General features: G+C 73.0%; 19 protein-coding genes and 2 pseudogenes. 6 read left to right on the forward strand and 15 right to left on the reverse strand.

Going from position 1 to position 20,567, the window contains the following annotated elements; genetic code table 11:
* Positions 1-120: 120 nt before the first annotated feature.
* The 4 genes and pseudogenes from OG946_RS16040 to OG946_RS16050 form a co-directional block, all read right to left on the reverse strand.
* Entirely contained in the window at positions 121-444 is a 324-nt protein-coding gene (locus tag OG946_RS16040) for a hypothetical protein (protein WP_326796786.1), read from the reverse strand.
* 242 nt (positions 445-686) lie between these two features.
* Positions 687-944: a transposase gene (locus OG946_RS36120; protein WP_442814622.1), complete on the reverse strand. Its 258-nt coding sequence runs from the start codon at positions 942-944 to the stop codon at positions 687-689.
* Positions 927-1,294: pseudogene (locus OG946_RS36125) on the reverse strand (LacI family transcriptional regulator); the annotation flags it as partial. The pseudogene OG946_RS36125 and the gene OG946_RS36120, both read right to left, overlap by 18 nt.
* Positions 1,295-1,520: 226 nt before the next feature.
* The gene (locus OG946_RS16050) at positions 1,521-3,044 is read right to left on the reverse strand and encodes an FAD-binding oxidoreductase (RefSeq protein WP_326796787.1); all 1,524 of its coding nucleotides are present in this window, start codon (positions 3,042-3,044) and stop codon (positions 1,521-1,523) included.
* 506 nt (positions 3,045-3,550) lie between these two features.
* Here OG946_RS16050 and OG946_RS16055 point away from each other — a divergent pair.
* A pseudogene (locus OG946_RS16055) lies at positions 3,551-3,742 on the forward strand (hypothetical protein); the annotation flags it as partial.
* Here the strand turns inward: OG946_RS16055 and OG946_RS16060 are convergent.
* Both OG946_RS16060 and OG946_RS16065 read right to left on the reverse strand, forming a co-directional pair.
* A complete protein-coding gene (locus tag OG946_RS16060) occupies positions 3,675-4,205 on the reverse strand; it encodes a transposase (RefSeq protein WP_326796788.1) in 531 nt (176 codons plus the stop codon). The pseudogene OG946_RS16055 and the gene OG946_RS16060 sit on opposite strands and share 68 nt — an antisense overlap.
* On the reverse strand, positions 4,175-4,489 hold the full coding sequence (locus OG946_RS16065; protein ID WP_326796789.1) for a transposase: 315 nt from the start codon (positions 4,487-4,489) through the stop codon (positions 4,175-4,177). Before OG946_RS16065 ends, OG946_RS16060 begins: the two co-directional genes overlap by 31 nt.
* Before the next feature lie 636 nt (positions 4,490-5,125).
* Here OG946_RS16065 and OG946_RS16070 point away from each other — a divergent pair.
* Both OG946_RS16070 and OG946_RS16075 read left to right on the forward strand, forming a co-directional pair.
* A complete protein-coding gene (locus OG946_RS16070; protein ID WP_326796790.1) occupies positions 5,126-6,112 on the forward strand; it encodes a phosphotransferase family protein in 987 nt (328 codons plus the stop codon).
* Between the two features lie 728 nt (positions 6,113-6,840).
* Positions 6,841-8,130 (forward strand): hypothetical protein, encoded by a 1,290-nt coding sequence (locus tag OG946_RS16075; protein WP_326796791.1) that lies wholly within the window; start codon positions 6,841-6,843, stop codon positions 8,128-8,130.
* Here OG946_RS16075 and OG946_RS16080 read toward each other — a convergent pair.
* The 5 genes from OG946_RS16080 to OG946_RS16100 form a co-directional block, all read right to left on the reverse strand.
* Positions 8,120-10,291 (reverse strand): tetratricopeptide repeat protein, encoded by a 2,172-nt coding sequence (locus tag OG946_RS16080; protein ID WP_326796792.1) that lies wholly within the window; start codon positions 10,289-10,291, stop codon positions 8,120-8,122. The genes OG946_RS16075 and OG946_RS16080 overlap by 11 nt on opposite strands.
* Before the next feature lie 131 nt (positions 10,292-10,422).
* Positions 10,423-11,163 carry a L,D-transpeptidase family protein gene (locus tag OG946_RS16085; RefSeq protein WP_326796793.1) on the reverse strand — a complete coding sequence of 247 codons (741 nt, stop codon included), beginning with the start codon at positions 11,161-11,163 and terminating at the stop codon, positions 10,423-10,425.
* The gene (locus OG946_RS16090) at positions 11,163-11,960 is read right to left on the reverse strand and encodes a hypothetical protein (RefSeq protein ID WP_326796794.1); all 798 of its coding nucleotides are present in this window, start codon (positions 11,958-11,960) and stop codon (positions 11,163-11,165) included. Before OG946_RS16090 ends, OG946_RS16085 begins: the two co-directional genes overlap by 1 nt.
* Positions 11,941-12,480, reverse strand: a complete 540-nt coding sequence (locus OG946_RS16095) for a SigE family RNA polymerase sigma factor (protein WP_326796795.1) — start codon at positions 12,478-12,480, stop codon at positions 11,941-11,943. Before OG946_RS16095 ends, OG946_RS16090 begins: the two co-directional genes overlap by 20 nt.
* A 104-nt stretch (positions 12,481-12,584) precedes the next feature.
* Complete coding sequence (locus OG946_RS16100; RefSeq protein WP_326796796.1) at positions 12,585-13,148, reverse strand: DinB family protein; 564 nt, start codon at positions 13,146-13,148, stop codon at positions 12,585-12,587.
* 83 nt (positions 13,149-13,231) lie between these two features.
* Between OG946_RS16100 and OG946_RS16105 the strand changes: the two genes are divergently transcribed.
* Positions 13,232-13,585 (forward strand): hypothetical protein, encoded by a 354-nt coding sequence (locus OG946_RS16105; protein ID WP_326796797.1) that lies wholly within the window; start codon positions 13,232-13,234, stop codon positions 13,583-13,585.
* Positions 13,586-13,608: 23 nt separating this feature from the next.
* On the opposite strand, the gene OG946_RS16110 is transcribed toward OG946_RS16105, so the two are convergent.
* A complete protein-coding gene (locus OG946_RS16110) occupies positions 13,609-14,274 on the reverse strand; it encodes a class I SAM-dependent methyltransferase (protein WP_326796798.1) in 666 nt (221 codons plus the stop codon).
* A gap of 97 nt (positions 14,275-14,371) precedes the next feature.
* Between OG946_RS16110 and OG946_RS16115 the strand changes: the two genes are divergently transcribed.
* Together OG946_RS16115 and OG946_RS16120 are read left to right on the forward strand one after the other, a co-directional pair.
* Positions 14,372-15,613, forward strand: a complete 1,242-nt coding sequence (locus OG946_RS16115; RefSeq protein WP_326796799.1) for an MFS transporter — start codon at positions 14,372-14,374, stop codon at positions 15,611-15,613.
* 178 nt (positions 15,614-15,791) lie between these two features.
* Positions 15,792-17,303 (forward strand): phosphoesterase, encoded by a 1,512-nt coding sequence (locus OG946_RS16120; protein WP_326796800.1) that lies wholly within the window; start codon positions 15,792-15,794, stop codon positions 17,301-17,303.
* 52 nt (positions 17,304-17,355) lie between these two features.
* Here the strand turns inward: OG946_RS16120 and OG946_RS16125 are convergent, their stop codons facing one another.
* The 3 genes from OG946_RS16125 to OG946_RS16135 form a co-directional block, all read right to left on the reverse strand.
* Entirely contained in the window at positions 17,356-18,633 is a 1,278-nt protein-coding gene (locus tag OG946_RS16125; protein ID WP_326796801.1) for an MFS transporter, read from the reverse strand.
* The gene (locus tag OG946_RS16130; protein ID WP_326796802.1) at positions 18,630-19,766 is read right to left on the reverse strand and encodes a PLP-dependent cysteine synthase family protein; all 1,137 of its coding nucleotides are present in this window, start codon (positions 19,764-19,766) and stop codon (positions 18,630-18,632) included. Before OG946_RS16130 ends, OG946_RS16125 begins: the two co-directional genes overlap by 4 nt.
* Before the next feature lie 90 nt (positions 19,767-19,856).
* Complete coding sequence (locus OG946_RS16135; protein ID WP_326796803.1) at positions 19,857-20,465, reverse strand: hypothetical protein; 609 nt, start codon at positions 20,463-20,465, stop codon at positions 19,857-19,859.
* Positions 20,466-20,567 lie beyond the last annotated feature (102 nt).

A 20,567-nucleotide genomic window follows, 5' to 3' on the forward strand; every position in this document is an offset into this window, starting at 1 on the left:
CAGCCGGACTTGCGGTGCTACTGCTCAGCCCTCGTTTCGGCCCTGAAGGCGCTTCAGGACGGAGCTCGCGGTCAGGCGTCTATTGGGCCCTAGTAGACGCCTGACATGGTTCAGCATCCCTCAGGTATGCCCCGGGCGCAGATGGCGAGAGGCTGCCAGACAAGAAGACAGCCAGGTTGCCTCCGAGCGATTAATAATTAGATCGGCCACAGTGATCACCCCGTCAATAGCCCCGTCGAGTCGGATCGAATGGTCACTGACCCGGAACAACTTCCAGTTCGCGTCGCTGTGCCAGAGCTGGGCGGTCTTGTCGCCCAGCCGCTGGGCGAAGACGAGTTCCTCGCCGTGCTCGTTCACGAAGTAGCCGACGTAATCCCTGCTACTGATCGCGTCACCGCAGAGTCTCGCCAGAAGCGGCTTGATCGCGGGGGTGTCGTCGTTCATGCTGTGTGTCCCTCACTTTGGCCGGAGTTCCGCTCGGCCGACGAGAGTGCCAGCATCCGCTCCGCAGACTCCAATAAGGTCTCGTAGGTAATCACTTCTATACGTGCCATGTGCGTGTTGTAAGTCCTCAAGGTTGTCGCGACCTGCTGGCGGGTGACACCTTCACTGACGTACTGCGGATGCCCGATCACGACAGTCGCGGAAGCCCTGCGCGTGTCGACCCCATAGAGCTCGTAACACGATCACGGGCGGGCTTTCTTGAGGCGTCTCCGGCAGATGAGGCTGCAGGCCAATGAGACGAAGGCGTCGTGGAGGTCGGTTCGGCGTTCCCAGCGGACGGCGAGACGCTTGAACTGGTGGAGCAGGGCGAAGGTCTGCTCGACGACGTAGCGGAGTTTGCCCAGGCCCTTGATGTTCGGGGCGCCCTTGCGGGAGATGACCGGCAGGATCCGCCGCTTGCGCAGCTCCCGCCGGGTGGCGTTGGGCGGGCAGCGGATCAGCTCGCCTGAGTCCAGCTCGTATAGCTGGTGTTCCACGCGTATGGTGCCGGGCCGGGCGAACCCGGTCTCCAAACGGACGATTTCGCCCCAGCGCATCCCGTGTAGCCCTTGAGGATCACGGCGACGAACTCGTCTTCGCGGCCGGACAGCAGGGCGGCGCGCTCGGCGATAAGGAGCAGGCCGAGCGGGTCGGTTATCACCTTCTCGGGGCTGCGGTCGCGCGAACGGCCGGCGCGTTTCCCGCGACCGCGCCGCTTCGCTGCGGGGTTGGAGGTGATGAGGCCCTCGTCTACGGCGTCTTCCAGGATCAGATGGAGCGCCGAGCGCCACGTCTTGACGCTGGATGCCGCGTTACGCAGCCACTTTGGCGCGAGCCTCGAAGATCATGGCCCCAACGTCGTGCCTTACAGGGCAGGTCCACAGACTGCCCGACGCGCCGGAAGCTTACGGGGCCGTGATCACTCGCGCCAAAGCAACTCCAGCCCAAAGCCGCTCCGCCGACTGGTCCTTTAGCACAAGGCGCGCAGCCCTCAGGCTAAAATACCCCTGGGCGGGGTCCCGACGGCGAACTGTCGATCAGAGTGACGCGGGCGGGATGCTCTGCTCGTACTGGAAGACGTTGCAGGGGTCGTACTTCGCCTTGATCTTGCGCAGCCGCTCGAAGTTGTGTCTCCCCCAGTAGGCGGTCTCCCACTCCTGCATTCCGACGTTCGGCACGTTGACGTAGGCGCCTTCCACGTAGGGCCGCAGCGCCTGGCTGAACTCGGCGGTCCAGGCCTGGCATGTCGAGGTGAGCGGGTCGCAGACGCCTGGTGTCGTTGAAGGAGTCCCCCAGGCTGCGCCGATCTCGCCGTAGAAAATCGCGTCGCGGTGCACGAACGCCGTGCCGCCGCGGGGCTCCCTCTTGATCGCCCCGCCGAAGGCATCGACGAAGTAGTTGCTGTCCTCCGTGGGAGCGTTTCGCATGAAGTCGCCGATGACGTCGATCGCCTTCTTCGGGAACAGCTGCTTGGCGAACTCCGAGAAGAACTTCGCGTTGGCGGGCTCTTGCGCGCGCGGAATCTGAGATCCCGCAAAGATGTCGCCCCAGTTACCGACCTGCACCGTCACATCGGGCGTGCCGACCGACAGGATCGGGGCCAGCATCTCTTTGGCCTCTGCCGCCGACCCCTCCGCGAGCCACGCGAACAGCAGGATCTGGGACTTGTGGATCTCGACTTCGGATCCGAGACGGTTGTCGGCGAACGGTACCGTACGCTGCCATGCATCGAAGATCCCGTGCAGGTCCCCCAGGCCGTCCCAGGTCGCCTGCACATAGGCGATACGCTTGAGCGAGTGCACCTTGTAGGTGAGTTGCGTGACGATCCCGAAGTTGCCGTTTCCCGCCCCGCGGAGCGCCCACAGCAGGTCCGAGTGGTCCTTCAAGTCGGCACGGATCACCTTGGCGCAGTCGTGACCCGACGGGACGACGACCTCGGTCCCGATCAGGCTGTCGCAAGCCATGCCGAGCCAGCGGTTGAGGGGCCCGAGGCCGCCGCCGACCGTCGCACCGACCAAGCCGACACTGCCCTCACTTCCGGTCGTGACGGCAAGGTTCTGCTTGGCGAGCGCCGTCACCGCTTCCAACTGGGTCAGCCCGGCGCCGACCGTCGCGATACGGGCGTCGGTGTCGATCTGGACCGACTTCAGCTGGCTGACGTCGATCACGATGCCGTTGTCGACGTTCGACCAGCCCTCAAGGGCGTGGCGGCCGCTCCGTACGCGCAGCGCGACGTTGTGCTGCCGCGCCCACGTGAGGGCGTTCACCACGTCCTGGGTTTCCTGTGCGAAGACGATGACCAGCGGATAGTGAGAGAAGAGCTGGTCGTACCCGATTCGGTCATCCGTGTACGAGGCGTCACCGGGGCGGACGATGTGGCCGGTCAGCTTCGCCGGCGGGCATCCCGGCCTTCCACTCGGGTCGCTCGCGGCCATAAGGCCCGGGGTGCTCGCGGCCGCGATATCCGGCGCGCCTGCGGCCGTAAGGCCCGGGACGACGACCGCACCGGCGCCGGCGGCCGCCGACGCCCTGAGCAGGTTGCGGCGAGAAAAATCGCTCAAGGTCCAGATCCTCTCGATCGGGCTACGCCGGTACGCGGCTAAGGGAACCCTTATCTGCCCGGTGCCGGGCAGCCCTTTGTGGTTGACCTCCGCACGCTAAGGGGGTGGCCGTGCGGTGTTTCCCGACACGCCAATTGAGGACGATGACGACAGCCTGAAGGAGTAACCCGGCGGATCTCGTCATAACCGGTTTGTAAGATCGCCGTTTGTTGTGCGCCAACTGTCGCTGTGACAGCGGTGACGGCAGTCCTGACGGCAACGATGGCGTACCCCCCACCTGCACGTTCGCGAACAACCAGTCGTCGACTCGACTGCGGAGGCGCCTCAGAACTCCGTGCCTGGGAGCTCTGTCATGCCGGTGGATGCGGATTCTGCAGGAACTGCTGCGCGGCGCCCCTGCGGCGACGCGGACAGGGCCCCGAGGCGACGACATCCGGGACCTACATGGCGGTCGAGCGAACTGATCCCATGCTTGCTCGGCGTCGACGCTGCGTCATAGTCATTCTGCCCGGCAGGCGGTGGTGGTGCTGGGCTGGGACGGTGCATCCGCCTCCCGTTTCGAAGGAGCCAGGGCGCGGCTGAAGCGGCTGGTGGAACGAGGCTGGCTGGTGGAGCCGAATCCGGGCAGGTTCACGCCGCCGCCCCCGCTGCCGGAACAGGACGCCGCTGGTCCCGGACGGCCAGGCGGCGGCTCATGAGCATGGTCATCGACCACAGGACGACGGCTTCACTGGTGTCGGTGCGCCGCTCGTAGTCACGGACCAGGCGCCGGCTGCGCAGGCACCAGGCAAATGATCGTTCCACGACCCAGCGGCGGGGCAGCACCTGGAAGCGGCGGATGTCGTCGCTGCGACGGACGATGTCGAGAACGACTGCGAACTGTGCCGCACTCCAGTCGACGAGGTGGCCGGTATAGCCACCATCGGCCCAGACGCGTGCCAGCCGCCCGAAGCGGCCCTTGGCCGTCGGCAGCAGGATGCGGGCGGCGTCCCGGTCGGTGGTCGACGCCGGTGTGACCAGCACGGCCAGGAGAAGCCCAAGGGTGTCGCTGAGCAGGTGGCGCTTGCGTCCATTGATCTTCTTGCCGGCGTCGAAACCCCGTGAGGTGAGGGCGACGGTGGCGTCCGCCTTCACCGACTGCGAATCGATGACTCCGCACACGGCTCCTCCTGGCGGCCTTCGGCATCGCGGACGGCACCGCGCAGGCGGTCGTGCAGCTCGGCCACGAGTCCCGTATCCCGCCAGCGGGCGAGGAAGGCATACACCCGTGGCCAGGGCGGGAAGTCCGACGGCATCGCCCGCCACTTGATGCCGTTGTCGACCAGGTAGCGCACCGCGTCGATCATCTGCCGGTGGCAGTAGCCCTCCGGCCGCCCACCCCGGCCCGCCAGCCATCCCGGCACCGGCATCAGATCCCGCATCAGCTCCCACCCGGCATCGCTCATGTCCGAGCCGTACCGGGGCCGGCGCCCCGGACGGTCGCCAGCTTCCCGACCCTGTGGGCGAGGCAGTCACACCCAGGAGTGGACCAACTGGACCCGGCAACCGTAACCACGCGACACTTCGACAACAGGGCCTCTTGCTCCTCGCTGGACTCGACATCCGCGAGCTACCAAGAGGCCCTTCTTCCATGCACCCGCACCGGCAGACTCACCCGGACCACGCCCCTGTTCGAACCCCACCGACGACCCGAGCGGATAGAGAACAGCCAGTCACACACGGCACCCTGCTCAATGCGCCACCGAACGCCGACATCAGCGACTGGGCCGCCACCTGGGACGAGCATCGAATCCGCACGCGGGGCACGTACCTCGCCTCGCTCTCCTTGGCCATCTGGCCACATGCCAACGGTTTACGCGCCGGCCTGTTGTCTTCCGAGCACGCCGACGTGTGACGCTCGATCGACCTATTCGGTCTTACAGAGGGTGGGTACAGCAACCACACTGCCAGTCCACGCCTAGGAGGGATTTGGTGGAAGAACTTCTTACAGAGCCTCCGGCCCCGGGCGTGTACCCGGTCCCCGGTGACCCGGCCCTGCGGTAGATGTTCTCTCCGAGGCGTCATCGTCGGAGGGAACGGGTGTGGAGAGCATCACCAAGAACAGGCAGTCCCCCGATGCTCTGCGCGCCATGGTCAAGCGTGCGTACGGGGCCGACCGGGTGCCCGTGGGGGGCCGGTGGGCCGCCGAGTTGGGGCACGGGTGGTTCAACGTCGCCTACCGCATCCGGTTGCGTGACGGGGTAGAGGTCGTGGTGAAGATCGCGCCGTCGCCGCATGTGGAGGTCATGACCTACGAGCGCGGCGCCATGTCCGTCGAGCTGCGCATGCTGGATCTCCTCCGTACGCACACCTCCGTGCCGGTCCCCGCCGTCGACTTCGCCGACCTCAGCCGCGAGCTGTGCGACGCCGAGTACTTCTTCATGCCGTACATCGACGGCGACAACCTCGGCGTCGTCGCGAAGGAACTCCCCGCCGCCGCACGGGACTCGCTCATGGAGCAGGTCGGCGCGGCCAACCGGGAGATCAACTCGCTGCGCGGGGACGTCTTCGGGCCGCTCGCCGGGCCCGGTGATCCGAGCTGGCGGCGGGTGTTCACCGGCATGGTCGAGGACGTCCTCGCCGATGGCGAGCGTCGCGGCGTCGGCCTCGGCTGGGACTACGACACCGTGCGTACGGTCGTGGACGCCCACGCCGGCAGCCTCGACGAGGTGACCGAGCCGCGTCTCGTCGAGTGGGACCTGTGGGCCGGCAACGTCATGGTCCGCGACGGCAAGATCGTGGGGGTCATCGACCACGAACGCGCCTTCTTCGGCGACCCGTTGATCGAGTCCGGCTTCGCGGGCACCCAGATGGCGGCCTTCGGCCACCCGGTGCCGTTCATGCGCGGCTACGGCCACCCGGAGCTGACCGCGACGCAGCAGGTGCGCCGCCGCCTGTACTGCCTCCATCTGATGCTGATCATGGTCATCGAGACGGTCTACCGCGGCCACACCGACAGCAAGCAGTACGACTGGGCCCGCATCCGGCTCGACGAGGCCATGGCCCTGTTCGGCCACACCCGCCGCTGACGGTCGCGCCCCGCACCCGCGGGGCCGTGGCGCGAACGGTCTCGGGGCATCTCTCTCCTGCCCGGCTGTACGTGCGGGCGGCACCGGCCGCGGCGCCCGGCGCGGTGAGAACGGAATCCGCCACGCCCCTCAGCAGGCCGGCCGTCGTCTGCCGGTGCCGCACCACACCGTCTAGGGTGGCGGGTTCACGCCGGGGTGGCGGTGAGGCCGTGGGGGGGCTGGATGGCGGAGGCGCGGGAGGGCTGGGTACGGGTTCCGGTGGGTGAAGGGGCTCGGCGGTGGGCTTCCCGGGGGCGCTGCCGGCGGGTGCTGTTCGTCGTGCACAACGTCACGTCGGCCACCCGGCTGCTGGACGTGATGCCGCTTTTCGACGACGACCTGCGGGTGCAGATGCTGGCGACGTGCACGGGGTCTTCGCCGTTCCAGGGCGGCGTCGGCGAACTGCTGGCGGCGGTGGGGGTGCCGGTGCTGCCGTGGGAGCAGGCGGTCCGTACGCCCGTCGACCTGGCCGTCTCCGCAAGCCTGGGTGGTCAAATAGCTGCATTGCATGGCAAATTGGCAGTTCTGTCGCATGGCGTTGGATATACTAAGAGGCTCAGGTCGCCGGTCGCCGGTCGCCGGTCGCCGGTCGCCGGACGCCGGACGCCGGACGCCGGACGCCGGACGCCGGACGCCGGGCTCCCGTCTTCGGGCTGGCACCGGAGTGGCTGCTTGAGGACGGGCGGCCCGTGGCCGACGCGTTCGTGCTCTCGCACCCCGAGCAGGCGGAGCGCCTGCGGCAATCGTGCCCCGAGGCGACCGGGGCCGCGGTGCTCGCCGGGGATCCGTGCTTCGACCGGATGCTCGCCGCCCGCGGGCACCGGGACCGGTTCCGGCGGGCGCTGGGCGTCCGCGACGGGCAGCGGCTCGTCGTGGTGTCCGCCACGTGGAACCCCGAGGGCCTCTTCGGCGACGGCGGCGCGGGCGACGTGCTCCCGGCCCTGCTGCCGCGGCTGACCGGCGAGCTGGCCGCCGACGAGTACCGGGTGGCGGCCGTCCTGCACCCCAACATCTGGCAGGGGCACGGCCCCGGGCAGGTGCGGTCCTGGCTCGACGGGGCGAGGCGCGGCGGGCTCGCGCTCGTCGATCCGCTGGGCGGCTGGCGGCAGGCGCTGCTCGCGGCGGACGCGGTGATCGGCGACCACGGGGCCGTCACGTACTACGCCGCGGCCCTCGGCGTGCCCGTGGCGCTGGCGGCTGCACCCCTCGAACACGTCGACCCGCGGGCGCCGCTGGCCGGCTTCCTCGCCGACTCGCCGCGGCTGGACCCGTTCGCGCCGCTGCCCGCGCAGCTCGACGCGCTGATCGCCGGCCACCGGCCGCAGCCGGGTCCCGCACGGTTCACCTCGTCGGTGCCGGGGGAGTCGGCAGGCCGGCTGCGGGAGTTGTTCTACGGGCTGATGGAGCTGCCCGAGCCCGAGCGGCCCGCGCTGCTGGAACCGCTGCCGCTGCCCGCGTACGAACCGGTCCACCGCAGCGCACCGATGCGGGTGCTCACCCGGCTGCCCGCCGGGGCGGGCGCGGGCGCGGTGGTGCTGCGCCGCTGGGCCGATCCCGCGTACGAGCCCGGCGGCGACGGCGCGGCGCACACCGCCGTGCACACCGCCGTGCCCGAGGACACCCGCGACCCGGGCCGCCTCGACCTGGCCGACGTGATCCTCCGCCACGGCGCCCCCGACGACCCGCGCTTCGGCTCACCCGCCGCCTGGTGCGCGGAGACCCTGCGGCGGTACGCGCACTGCGCCCTCGCCGCGTACGTCACGGGACCCGGTGACTGCACCATCCGCACCCGCGCCGGCGACGCGCTCGCGCTCACCGCCGTCCCCGGAGCGGCCGACGCCGACCCCGCGGCGTACGCCTCCGCCCTGCACGCCTGGCTGGCGGCGGGCCGGAGCACGGCCGCCCTCGCGGAGCACGGCCTGCTGGTCCGTACGGGCGCGCGCGAGCACCGCGTGACCGTCGCCCCGCTCAGGGGGTGACGCAACGCGCCCGTACGGACCGCGCGTAGGCCAGCGGGTGCTCGGCCTGCTGCGCGTCGAGCAGGGCGATGGCCTCGTCGATCAGCGGCAGGGCCGCGGCGGGGGCGGCGGCGAGCACGTGGGTCTCGGCGAGGTCCGTCAGGGCGCGGGCGCGGTTGTAGTCGTCGCCGATCTCCTCGAAGGACCCGACGGCCGTACGCAGCAGGGCTATCGCCTCCTCGAAGCGGCCGTCGACACGCAGCGCGCGCCCGCGGTGGCGCACGAGCAGCGGCCGGGCACGGCGCAGGTCGGCGTGGCCTTCTTCGCCGGGGGCGATGGTCCCGTACAGCGTGTCCGCGCGGTCGAAGAGTGCCAGCGCCTCAGGACCCGCCCACTGCCGCAGCCGCAGCAGGCCCAGCGCCTCGACCGCGGAGGCGTGCCCGCGTATGTGGCCCGCCGTCCGCTCGTCCTCGGCGGCGGCCCGGAACCCGGTCTCGGCCTCGGCGTGTTCGCCCAGCTCCGTCAGGCTCATGGCCAGTTGGAAGCGGAGGGCCGCGCGGTCGCGCAGGCCGGTGGCGCGCGGCTCGCTCTCCGGCGCGGGGAGGCGCAGGGCCGTGCGGAGCGCGGGAACGGCCTCCGCGTGCCGGCCGGCCTTGAGCTGCAGCGGCCAAAGGGCGCGCGCGAGGCATACGGCCACGGCCCGGTCGCCGGCGTCCGCGGCGGCCTGCACGGCCTCGAAGAGGTTCGGCGCCTCCCGCACCAGGGTGCCGAGGGCCTCTGCCTTGCCCAGCGGCGGACCGGGCCTCGACGGCGCCGGTACGCGCCAGCTCTCCGGCAGCGCCTGGTGAGCGGCGTCCTCGGCGAGGTCCGCGTAGCCACGCACGACGCGGGCGGCCGACTCGGCGCAAACGTGCGGGCCGTCCTCGTGCCGGGCGAGCAGCTCGGCATGGCGGCGTACGGCCGGACGGAAGCGGTAGCGCTCGGTGCCGGCGGGCTCCAGCAGACCGCGGTCGGCGAGGAGGCCGAGGAGCGCCGCGGCGGGAGCCGGGTCGGAGGCGCGGTCCGGCGACGGAGCCGGGGCGCGGTCGGGCGCCGCGGCCGGCTGCGTCGCCCAGGCGGCGGTCCTGGCGTCGACGTGGGGCCAGTCCCGTAACGCCAGCAGCCGGTACAGCCGGGCGGCGTCGGCGTCGAGCGCGCGGTAGGCGGACTCGGTCAGGGCGGCGACGGGCCCGGCCGTATCCGCGGCACCCCGCGACGTATCACCGTGCACCGACAGCAGCGGCGCGGCCGTACGCAGCGCGTACGGCGACCCGGCGCAGCGCACCAGCAGGTCCTTCGCCGTGTCCGGCGCCGCGGCCACGGCTTCCGACCCGGCGAAGTGCGTGAGCAGCCGCCGGGCGTCCTTCGCCGCCAGCGGCCCCAGCGCCACGGGCACGGCGTCCAGACCCGGCAGCGGATGGCGGGCCGTCACGAGCGTGAACACCCCGGGCGCGGAGGTCAGCAGCGGACGCACCTGAGCCGCGGAGTACGCGTGGTCGAGGACGACCAGCAGCCGCAGCCCGGCGACGAGCCGCCGCCACAGGTCCAGCCGCCCGTCCGCCGCGTGCGGCGTCTCCTCCGCCGGCAGCCCCAGCTCGCGCAGCAGGCGGCCGGCGACCACGGCCGGGCCGAGGGCGCTCTGGGACGACCAGCCGTGCAGGTCGACGTGCACCTGCCCGTCGGGGAAGTCCTCGGCGCGCCTGCTGCCCCAGTACAGCGCCGTGGCCGAGGTCCCGATGCCCTCGGGGCCGTGCAGCAGCGCCACCCGCGGCCGGCCGTCGAACTTGCGGTCCGCCTCGCGGTCAAGCAGCCGTAACGCGGGGCGGCGATCGGTGAAGTGGCGCGTCGCGGCGGGCAGGCGGGGCGCACCCGCGGAGCCGGGGCCGGAGCCGGCCGGCAGGGTCGAGGCGAACCGCTCCCACATCCGGGCGAGTTCGGGATCGCGCGCGGCCCCCTCCCGCAGCAGCGCGGCCACCCGCTCCACCTCCGCGGCCCGCCCGGGCGCCCGCACCTCACGCCCGGCGGCCCTGCGCACCAGCGCCCCGGCGGTCTCCCACGCCGACCGGCCCACCTCGTTGGCCATCCCCATGCCGATCGCGCCGAGCACCCCGGAGATCGCGGCCAACGACACCGGATCCGTCATCACACACCCCTCCCCCTGCACGCCGTAGCGAGTTGGTACGACTCCGAAGAGTAACGCGGGTCACTGACAGCGGAGTCCGGGACAGCGGCGAGGGCATAAGACAGCAGCAGAGCATGACGCCGGCGCCCACGTCAGCGGGCGAGCCAGTTCTCCGGGCCCATCACCGCCACCGGGTGCTTCCGCGGGTCCAGGCTGCGCAGCAGGGTGCGCATGTGGGGTTTGGCCAGCGATACGCAGCCGCTCGTCGGGCCGCCGTGGTCGACGTGGACCCAGATGCCGCCGCCGCGGGCGTCGCCCAGGGGGCGGGTCCAGTCGAGCGGAGTGGTGCCGGGCTTGCGGTTGTAGTTGATCGCCACGACGTAGTCGAAGGAGCCGGCGAGGGGTTCGCCCTCGTAGCCGCGGCCCGTGGCGGTGAAGGCGGGGCCGTGGTCGTACGGGAGCTTCGTGCCGGGGTCGGGGTCGAGGCCGCCGGCGTCGGTGAGGCCGTAGACGCCGGTCGGGGTGCGGAGGTCGCCGACGGTGTGGCGGTGGGTCCAGCCGCGGAGGGCGTTGTGGGCGGGCCAGGCGGGTCCTGCACGCCAGCCGCCGGGGCCGCGTTCGTAGAGCACGGCGGTGGAGTCGGACGAGCGGCCGGAGGTGCCGGTGACGACGAGGGCCTGGCGCGCGCCCGCGGGGAGGCGGGCGCGGATGCGCGGCCCCAGCCCCGGTATGTCCCGCGGCAGTCGCGCGGGGGCTGCCGCGACAGGCGAGCGGGTCGGCGCGGGGGCGGGTGGCGGCGCGTCGTCCGTACGGGGCGAGGCCGCGTCGGTGCAGCCCGCCGCCGCGAGCAGGGGGAGTCCGGCCGCGTACAGCATCCGGCGACGAGGCAGCATCAGCGGTCCGTCCGCTTCGGTCGGCGGGGTTGCTCGGCGGGGTCGAAGCGCATCGAGCCGAGTACGGTGCTGGCCTCGGCGACGTCGCCCGTCGCCGGTGTCGCCAGGCATACCGTGGCCAGCACCTGAACCCCCTCCGCCGCGCCCGCCGGTCGGCGTACGGCCCACAGTTCCTCCGTGCCGCCCGCGACGACGCACGCCTTGCCCATCTCGCGGGTCCGCAGGCCGGGGTCGGGTTCCTTCGGCCCATAGAGCAGTTGCAGGGTGATGAGCGTGCCGCGGCGGGGCAGTTCGCGCGGCGGGGTGGTGCAGGTGCCGTCCACGCCGGTGGGGCAAGGCTCGGGGGAGGGGCTGAGGGACAGGCTCGCGACGTAGCCGACGTACTCGCCCTTCGGCGAGTCCGTACGCACCGTGCGGCTGCTCCAGCCCGCGGGCACCTTCAACGTGAGGTCGGACAGCTCCGCCAACCGCGTCTCGGCGTCCCGCTGTTCCCGCGTCCCGGCGCCCGCGGCGGGAGGCGCGGAGCGGGGCGGCGTGTCGGTGGCGGGGAGCGCCTGCGGCAGGAGTACGCCCACGGCCGCGGCCGTCGCGGTCGCACCCCACACCGCGCGCCGCCGACGGCGGCGCCGCAGCGCCCGTCCCCGTATCCGCTCCATCCGCTCGGCGGGCGCGGCCGGCCGCGGAACGGCGCGCTCCAGCAGTGCGCGCAGCGCGCGCTCCTCCTCGGCGGACTCCATGAGGTCGGCCGACGCGGCCGGCTCACCCGGCCCCGCCGTCTCAGCTGCGTTCCAGGCCACCGGACTCACCGCCCTCCACCAGCTCGGCCTCGGGCAGCAGGCCGCGCAGCGTGCGCAGCGCCTTGGCGGACTGGCTCTTGACGGTGCCCGTCGCGCAGCCGAGGGTCGCCGCGGTGTCCTCGACGCTCAGGTCCTCGAAGTAGCGCAGGACGACCACGGCGCGCTGCCGCGGGGGCAGGCGCCGTATCGCGGCGGCGAGCGACTGCTCCAGGTCCACCTGCGCGAAGGCGTCGGCGGGGGCCGCCGTGTCGGGCAGCTCGCCGTGCGGCACCTCGCCCCACCAGTGGCGGCGCCACCAGGAGATGTTGGTGTGCACCATGGCCGTACGGACGTACGCCTCGGGGCTGCCGTCCGCTATCTGCTCCCACTTCGGCCACACCTTGGCCAGCACGGTCTGCAGCAGGTCCTCGGCGAGCTGGGCGTCCCCGGTGAGCAGCCAGGCCACGCGGAGCAGCCGCGGCCCGCGGGCCGCCACGAACTCCTCGAATCCCGGCGGCTGGGCCGCGCCCCGTCTCAGCATCCTGCGCCTGCCATCCGGTCCCCACTTCACGTCGCACACTCGTCGAACGCGATGAGGTCCGCGCCGGGTTGCCTCCCCTGCGCCCCTTCAGCTACCGCGCGCCGCTACTGCCCCACCCGGCCGTCGACGCACTCGCGCAGCAGGTCCGCGTGGCCGCAGTGCCGCGCGTACTCCTCCACCCGGTGCACCCACAGCTCGCGCACCGACGTGCCGTCCTTGGGCAGCCGCGCGCCCAGGTCGGTGTACGCGGCCAGCACGGCATCGCACTCGGCCTGCTCGCGGGCGAGGTCGGCGAAGGCGGCGTCGACGAGCGCCTGGTCGGCGGCGGCGCCGTGGAAGTCGGCATCGCGCTCGCCGTAGATCTTGGGGGCGGGGTTCTCCGGCACGACCCAGTTGCGCCAGTCCCGTTCCACTTCGGCGAGGTGACGTATGAGCCCGAGCAGCGACATGGTCGACGGCGGCACGGAACGGTGCGCCAACTGCTCCGCGGTCAGCCCCTCGCACTTCATCTGCAGCGTGAGCCGGTAGTTGACCAGGAAGTCCTGGAGCGTCGCCAACTCGCCGTCGGGACTGGAGTCGTTGTTGCGGGGGTCCTTGTCGGGGTCGGCCCACATGTCGGGGTAGACGCTGGCCTCGGTCCACCGCTGGGGTGCTTCGTCGTCACTCACCGTACACACGATGCGGCTCTGCGACCGGACACGCAAGCGAATATCGCCGCGCGGGCGGCGGAGCCGAGGGGAATCATCGGGGGATGCGTCCGATGAAGCACGGCTACACCAACCGCACGTTCGGCGACGGCGCGGTGGTGCGGAAGACGTACGAGGGGCCGGACGCCGCGCTCCGGCTGCACCGCGAGCGGGCGCTGCTCACCGCGCTGCGCGGCCTGTTGCCCGTGCCGCCGGTGCGGGCCGCGTCCGCGGATGCCCTGTCGCTCGGCCAGGTGGCGGGCGTGCGGGGTCAGGAGTTGCTGGACGCCGGGCAGGCCCCAGCCGTGCTGGCGGCGTGCGGGGAGATGCGGCGGTTCTGCGAGCGGTGGGAGCCGGGCGGTCCCGGCGTACGACAGTGGGAGGAGCGCGCGGCGGCGACGGCGGGCTGGACGGAGTAGGCGCCGGGCGTCAGGTCGCGGCGTCAGACGGGCCGGCCGTCGGGCCGGGGCGCGTCGTAGACGAGGCTGTAGCGCCAGAACAGGCGGCGGCGTATCCGCGCGCCCGGCAGCTCCGCCGCCGCGGCGGCCCGGATCTCGGCCAGGGTCTCCTCGGGGTCGGCGGTGGGCGCGGTCATGTGGACGGGTACGGCGTCCGCGCGCGCCGGGTGCTTGGCCAGCCCGACGAGCGGGTTCGCGACCACCGCCGGCAGGGCGGCGACGAGGTCGGCGGCGCCGGTCTCGCGGTAGCACCCGACGACGATCAGCCGCCCGCCCGGCGCGAGGCAGTCGCGCAGCTCGCGCAGCGTGGGCACCAGCGGCATGTGGTGCAGTACGGCGACGAGCGTGACGGCGTCCCAGCGCCGCCCCGGTTCGCGGCCGGCGAAGTCGGTCCGTACGACGGTGACCGCCGGATCGCCGTCGAACCGCCGGGCCGCGGCGGCGGCGACCGCGGCATCGGGTTCGAGCCCGGTCACGGCACCGACGCGCCGCCGCAGCAGCGCCACCAGGTTCCCCGCCCCGCACCCGACGTCCAGCACGTCCCGCGCCCCCGCCTCGGCGACCCGCCGGGCGATCCACGGGCCGTAGTGGTCGTTGTGGCTCCAGGGGTGCCGCCGGTTGAAGCGGCCGAGCGCGTCCGTGACTCCCATACGGCACACGCTAGCCGGACGCCGCACACCGTATTGACTTCGCCGGACCGCGGGGTTACAACGTTGTACTCGACTGTCGGTGCGGACCGGAGGACAGGTGCGGGGGCGGGTTCTGGCGCGGGACGGGGCGGCTTGGGCGATTCCGGTGGCGCTGGGCGTCGACGCCGTCGGGAGCGGGCTCTATCTGCCGCTCTCCATGGTCTACTTCCTCGCCGTCACCGACCTCTCCGAGGCGCGCGTCGGGCTGCTCATGACCGCCGCGACCGCCTCCGCGCTCCTGCTGCCGCTCCTGGTCGGGCGGGTCGTGGACCGCGTCGGCCCGCGGCCCGTAGTGATCGCGGGGCAACTGCTGCAGGCCGGCGGCTTCCTGCTGTACCTGGCGGTGGACGGGCCGGCGTCGCTCTTCGCCGCGGCGCTGGTCGAGGCGGCCGGGCTGCGTGTGTACTGGTCGTCGGTCTTCGCACTCATCGCAGAACAGGGCGACGACCGCGCCCGGGACCAGTGGTTCGCCCGCACCGCGATGATCCGCGCGGCCGGGACCGGCGCCGGGACGGTGCTCGCCGGCGTACTGCTGGGGCTCGCCTCGCAGGACGCGTACCGGGGGATGATCCTGGCGAACGCGCTCTCCTTCGTCCTCGCCGCCGGTGCCCTCACCTTCTTCGTACGGAGCCGCCCGCGGCCGGCCGCCGGGGATGCCGAAGGGAAGCCCGCCGACGGCGTACGGCACCTGCTGCGCAACCGCGCCTATCTGTTGCTGATCGCCGTCAACGTGCTGTTCAACATCTGCACCGTCCTGCTGGCCGTCGCTACCCCCGTCTACGTCGTCCGCGGGCTGGACGCGCCCGGCTGGGCGGTCGGCGTCCTTCTGACCCTCACCACGGCCGTCGTCGCCACCTCCACCGCCGCGGTCACCCGCCGCATCCGCCGGCGCACCTCACGCGGCGGCGCGATGGCCTGGGGCGGGGTGGCGTGGGCGGGGTGGTGCGGGGCCGTCGCGCTCGCGGTGCTGCTGCCGCGCGGCCCGGTGCTGGTCGGCTATCTGGCGATGGTGATGCTGCTCTGGGCGGCCGCGGAGATGCTGCACGGGCCGGCCTCCAACGCGCTCTCCGCGGACGCGGCACCGGAAGGGGCGCGGGGCACGTATCTGGCGGCGTTCCAGTACTCGTTCGCGACGGCGGACATGGTCACGCCGGGCCTCTTCGGGCTCCTGTACGGCGTGGAGCGGGTGCTGCCGTGGGTGGTGGTCGGCTGCCTGGCGCTGGTCGCGAGCGTGGCGATACGGCCGCTGGAGAGGCGGCTGACGGGCGTACGGACGGGACCGGAGGGGGCGGCGGCCTGAGGCCCCGCAGGGCCCGTACGAGGGCAGCAGAGGCGCACCGCCGCACCCCGCACGCGGAACCGGCGCTCCCCGCGTGATCTGTTGTTTCCCGCCCCCGGCACCGCCGTTCACGCCCCGTTCCGTTCCACCGTCGAAACTCGCTGGTCGCCCCCCGCAACGCGAAGGAGAGGCCCGCAACATGAACGAAGGACGCATCGAAGGCGCCGAAGGCCCCGAGCGCACGGGGATCTCGCGGCGCCGCCTCGTCCGGTACGCCGGCGTGGGGGCGACGCTCGCGGCGGCCAGCCCGCTCGTCGTGAGCGGCGAGGCGGTCGCCGACGACGCGCAGGGGGACGTCCAGGGCGGGCGCGGGAACGACGGGCGGCGCGCCTGGCGGGCCGGCGACCACCACGTGCACTCCGAGTACAGCGGCCGGTTCGACACGTCGACCAACCCGCCCACGTTCCACAAGGGCGCCGACGCGGTGTACCCCATCGTCACCAACGCCATCATGGCCAAGCACTTCGGCCTGTCCTGGGTGATGTGCACCGACCACGGCGGCCCGACCCACTCGAAGGTCAACCTGGAGCTGGCCTACCCCGACCTGCTGCGCTCGCGCGTCCTCGTGCCCGAGGTCCTCCAGTTCTGGGGCATGGAGTTCGACGCGCCCGCGCTGGACCACCACACGCTGATGATCCCGCACCACCGCGACGAGGCGCAGCAGTTGTACGAGCTGGAGCGCCGGTTCGCCAAGCTCGACCCGTTCCCGGCCGACCCCGGGCGCGACACCGAGGCCAAGATGATCGAGTTCCTCAAGGCCGCGAACACCATGGACCGCAAGCCGCTGGTGCTCGCCCACCACGCCTCCCGGTCCGCGCCGGGCCTCGGCGTCTACGGCCAGGACACCCCGCGCGAGTTCCGCAACGGCAACGACGTCGCCCCGAACGTCTACGTCGGCTTCGAGGGCGCCCCCGGCCACCAGGCGGGCCCCCTCGTCGGCGGCGCCCGCGGCGGCTACGGCAACCACCCCACGTACGGCGGCTTCGACCAGATGACCGCGCGCCTCGGCGGCCTGTGGGACGCGCTGCTGGGCGAGGGCCGGCGCTGGTGGATCACCGCCACGTCGGACTCGCACGTGCACTGGACGCGCGGCGGCTCGGACTTCTGGCCGGGCGAGTACAGCAAGACGTACGTCATGGCGCGGCAGGACTACGCGGACGTCATGGACGGCCTGCGCAACGGCCGCGTCTGGGTGGGCACCGGCGACCTCATCACGTCCCTCGACCTGACGGCCGGCAACCGCGGCCGCAGCGCGGCCATGGGCGAGACGCTCACCGTCAGCGGCCGGAACGGTGCGGACGTGGAGATCGAGATCCGCTTCCGCCCGCTGGACGGCAAGAACGGCAACGGCGACCGCCCCGAGGTCCGCCGCGTCGACCTCATCACCGGCAGCATCACGGGCCCGAGCGCCGACCGCGACGCCGACACCAACCCGACCACCGAGGTCGTCGCCCGCTTCGGCCCGAACGACTGGCGCCGCCAGGGCAAGGACTACGTCATCCAGCACACCCTGCGGGACGTGGACGGCGACATGTACGCGCGCGTACGCGGTACGAGCACGGACGAGGCGGAGCCGGTGGCGGACGGGCTGGAGAGCCCGTGGGAGGACCTGTGGTTCTACTCCAACCCGGTGTTCGTCAGCGTCCGTTAGGGGGCGCCCGCGCGCGGTGCAGCTCACACCGGCGCCCCCGGCCGGCAGCGGGTCAGGCAGACGCCGGCTCCGGCTCCGGCCGCATCGCGCGCAACCGCCCGCCGCGGGCCAGCGCCGCCAGCGCGCCCGCGCAGGCCGCGCCCGTCGCGGTCAGCACCAGCCACGGCAGTCGCGGGTACCTCTCCGCGGCGTCCCAGAGCGCGCCCGTCGCCAGGTTGCCCAGCGTGATGCCGAGGCCGGACACCGTGTTGTAGAGGCCGTAGTGCGTGGCGACGAGGCGGCCTCCCGAGAGGGACACCACGGTGTCCATCTCGAAGGGGTACGCCAGGGCCGTACCCAGCGCCAGCAGGGCGGCGGCGAGCAGCAGCGGGGTCAGCGCCGCCGCGGCCGCCGGCGCCCCGCCCCCGCCCGGCGGGGCGCCGGTGAGCAGGAGCGGCAGAAAGGCGACGCTCATCAGGGCGATGCCGTACACCAGGGCCCGCTGCGCCGGCCAGCGCTTCCTCGCCCAGCCCGTGACACGCAGTTGGCCCGCCGCCGCCACGCCCGCCGAGACGGCGAAGAGCGCGGTGGTCACCCCGTCGCCCGCAGCCGGGAAGGCGCGGTGCGCCTGGAGGGGGAGCGCCAGATACACCTGGAAGGACAGGACATACGAGCCGATCATGGCGGCGGAGAAGAGCATGAACGGGCGGTTGGCGACGACCGTGCGCCAGTCGGCCAGCACCCCGCGCGCCCCCGGGCGCTCGGTCCGTACCGCGTCCCCCTCGGGCAGCGCCAGCACCTGTACCACGGTCAGCCCCAGGAACAGCAGCGCCGCGACCGTGCACACCAGCCGGAAGTCGGCCGCCAGCAGCGCCAGTCCGACGAGCGGGCCGACGAACATCCCCGTCTGATAAAAGACGTTGAACAACGCGAACGCTTCCACGCGGCGCTTCTCACCCACGGCCTGCGCGAGGTATGTCCGCACCGCCGGGTTGAACAGCGCCCCCGCGAAGCCCGTCAGCGCCGACGCGACGACCAGCGCAGGCAGCGACTGCACGAAGCCCAGCAGCCCGAACCCCGCCGTCCGCAGCACGCACCCCGCGACGATCATGCGCTTGCAGCCCAGCCGGTCCGCCAGCGTGCCGCCGACCAGGAACATGCCCTGCTGGGAGAAGTTCCGTACGCCCAGGACCAGGCCCACGGCCCAGGCAGCCATGCCCAGCCCGTCGGCGAGATGCGCGGCAAGGTAGGGCATCAGCATGTAGAAGGCGGTGTTGATGGTGAACTGCTGCACCATCAGCAGCCGCACCCCGCCGCCATACGAGCGGAACTCGCGCACCAGGTCCCTCATCGGACCGGCACCCCCGCCGGCACGGCCGTGACGTCGGCGCAGCGCGTCCACCGCTCGACGGTCCGCTCCCCCGGGTGCCCGATCTCGTCGGGGTCCGCGGCCGGCGGGCGGTCGAGCAGGTCGTGCGCACGGCAGTGGTCGTCGCTGAAGACGGTGTTCCAGTACCGCTGCACCCCGTCGGGGAAGACGGCCGCGATCCGGACCGAGGGCCCCTCCGTACGCGCCAGCCACCCCGCGACCAGCGCCACCGCGCCGACGCTCCAGCCGCCCCCCGCGTAGTGGTGCCGCACCAGCCGCCGGGCCGCCCACACCGCCTCGTGCGCCGCGACCCAGTGGCACTCGTCGAACGCCGCGTGGTCGACGTTGCGCGGGTGGATGCTGCTGCCGAGCCCGCGCATCAGCCGCTCGCCCGCCGGCTGCCCGAAGACCGTGGAGCGCACCGAGTCGACCCCGACGAGCCGCATCCCCGGCGAGAACGCGCGCAGCGCGCGGGCCACGCCCGCCGAGTGGCCGCCGGTGCCGACCGCGGTGACGAGGACGTCGACGCGGCCGAGCTGGACGGCGAGTTCGAGGGCGAGGGCGTCGTACGCGGCGGGGTTGTCGGGGTTGTGGTACTGGTCAGGACACCAGGCGCCGGGCCGCGCGGCCAGCAGTTCCGCGACCCGGTCGCGGCGGGCCTGCTGCCAGCCGCCGGTGGGATGCGGGGCGCGTACGACCTCGACGCGCGCCCCGTACGCGGCCAGTTGGTGCCGCATCAGCGGCTCCAGACCCGGGTCGGTCACGAGAGTCACCGGGTGACCGAAGGTGATCCCGGCGAGCGCGAGGCCGAGGCCCAGGGTGCCGCTGGTCGACTCGACGACGGGCGCTCCTGGCGCCAGCTCGCCGCGGCGGCGCGCGGCGGCGACCATGTGCAGCGCGGAACGGTCCTTGAGCCCACCGGGGTTGGCGCCCTCCAGCTTGGCCCAGAAGCCGTGGCCCGCCGGGCTGAAGGGCTCGCCGATCCACAGGACGGGGGTGTTGCCGACGAGCCCCGCGGGGGTGCTGCGGGCGCCGTCGGCGGGGGCGGGGAGGCGGTGGTCGGCGGCGAAGCCGCGGAGGTCGCCGGAGGAGACGGTGCGCAGAGTGGAGTGCATGGGTGGTCCTTCCGCGGCCGCGCGGGTACGGGGCCGGGTTTCGCGTACGTACGTGGGGGGTGCCGGGCGCGCGCGGACGCGCGGGGGCCGTCACGTACGGCTGACGCAGACCAGGCGGAGGAGGGCGGTCCCGGGGCGGGCGTTGGGGAGAGCGGCGGCGGCCGGCGGTGCGGCGCGGGCCCCGCCGGCTTCCCCGAGCGCGCCGGGGGCGGGGACGGGGACGGCCGGGGCGGGGTGGGCGGCGGAGCCGGCGGGATCGTCCCGTACGACGGCGTGCGGGAGGGCGGCCGAGGGCTCGCAGCACGGCTCGCTGCAGTCGGCGTGGCTGGCGTGGTCGTCGAGGTGGTCCTCGACGTGGCGGGCGAGGGCACCGTCGGCGGCGCTCCCGGCGCGCCCGCCCGCACGGCTGCCGTCCGCACGGTTGCCGACCGCACGGTCACCGGCCACGCGGTCACCGGCCGTACGGTCCGCCCGCTCGCCGCCGTGGCGGGCCGCGTGCGCCCGCGTCACCTCCGCGTACGCCACCGGCGCCAGCGCCACCGCGAGCGTGCTCCCCCGCAGGCTCTCGCCCTCGTGATGCGGCGTACCGGCGTCCACGCACGCGAACACCGGGGCCAGCACGACGATCGCCAGCCCCGCGAGAAGAGCGATCACGGCGCGGCAGAGTCGCGGCAGCGAGGCGGCGTGAGTACCCGGCACGCGACTGAGCGTAGCCACTTCTGTCCCACCCGCACTTTATTCGCCTCTTTCAGGTGAAAGGCGGGGAGACAGGTTGACTAGCTCTCGCCACCGATCCGGACC

It is taken from the genome of Streptomyces sp. NBC_01808 (assembly GCF_035917395.1).
In the GTDB taxonomy this organism is placed as follows: Bacteria; Actinomycetota; Actinomycetes; order Streptomycetales; family Streptomycetaceae; genus Streptomyces.

Excerpts from the sequence above, each read along its gene's own strand:
- OG946_RS16040 (WP_326796786.1), bottom strand. The coding sequence starts at position 444 with ATGAACGACGACACCCCCGCGATCAAGCCGCTTCTGGCGAGACTCTGC.
- OG946_RS16065 (WP_326796789.1), bottom strand. The coding sequence starts at position 4,489 with ATGAGCGATGCCGGGTGGGAGCTGATGCGGGATCTGATGCCGGTGCCG.
- OG946_RS16080 (WP_326796792.1), bottom strand. The coding sequence starts at position 10,291 with ATGACGGATCCGGTGTCGTTGGCCGCGATCTCCGGGGTGCTCGGCGCG.
- OG946_RS16085 (WP_326796793.1), bottom strand. The coding sequence starts at position 11,163 with ATGCTGCCTCGTCGCCGGATGCTGTACGCGGCCGGACTCCCCCTGCTC.
- OG946_RS16095 (WP_326796795.1), bottom strand. The coding sequence starts at position 12,480 with ATGCTGAGACGGGGCGCGGCCCAGCCGCCGGGATTCGAGGAGTTCGTG.
- OG946_RS16105 (WP_326796797.1), top strand. The coding sequence starts at position 13,232 with ATGCGTCCGATGAAGCACGGCTACACCAACCGCACGTTCGGCGACGGC.
- OG946_RS16110 (WP_326796798.1), bottom strand. The coding sequence starts at position 14,274 with ATGGGAGTCACGGACGCGCTCGGCCGCTTCAACCGGCGGCACCCCTGG.
- OG946_RS16120 (WP_326796800.1), top strand. The coding sequence starts at position 15,792 with ATGAACGAAGGACGCATCGAAGGCGCCGAAGGCCCCGAGCGCACGGGG.
- OG946_RS16125 (WP_326796801.1), bottom strand. The coding sequence starts at position 18,633 with ATGAGGGACCTGGTGCGCGAGTTCCGCTCGTATGGCGGCGGGGTGCGG.
- OG946_RS16130 (WP_326796802.1), bottom strand. The coding sequence starts at position 19,766 with ATGCACTCCACTCTGCGCACCGTCTCCTCCGGCGACCTCCGCGGCTTC.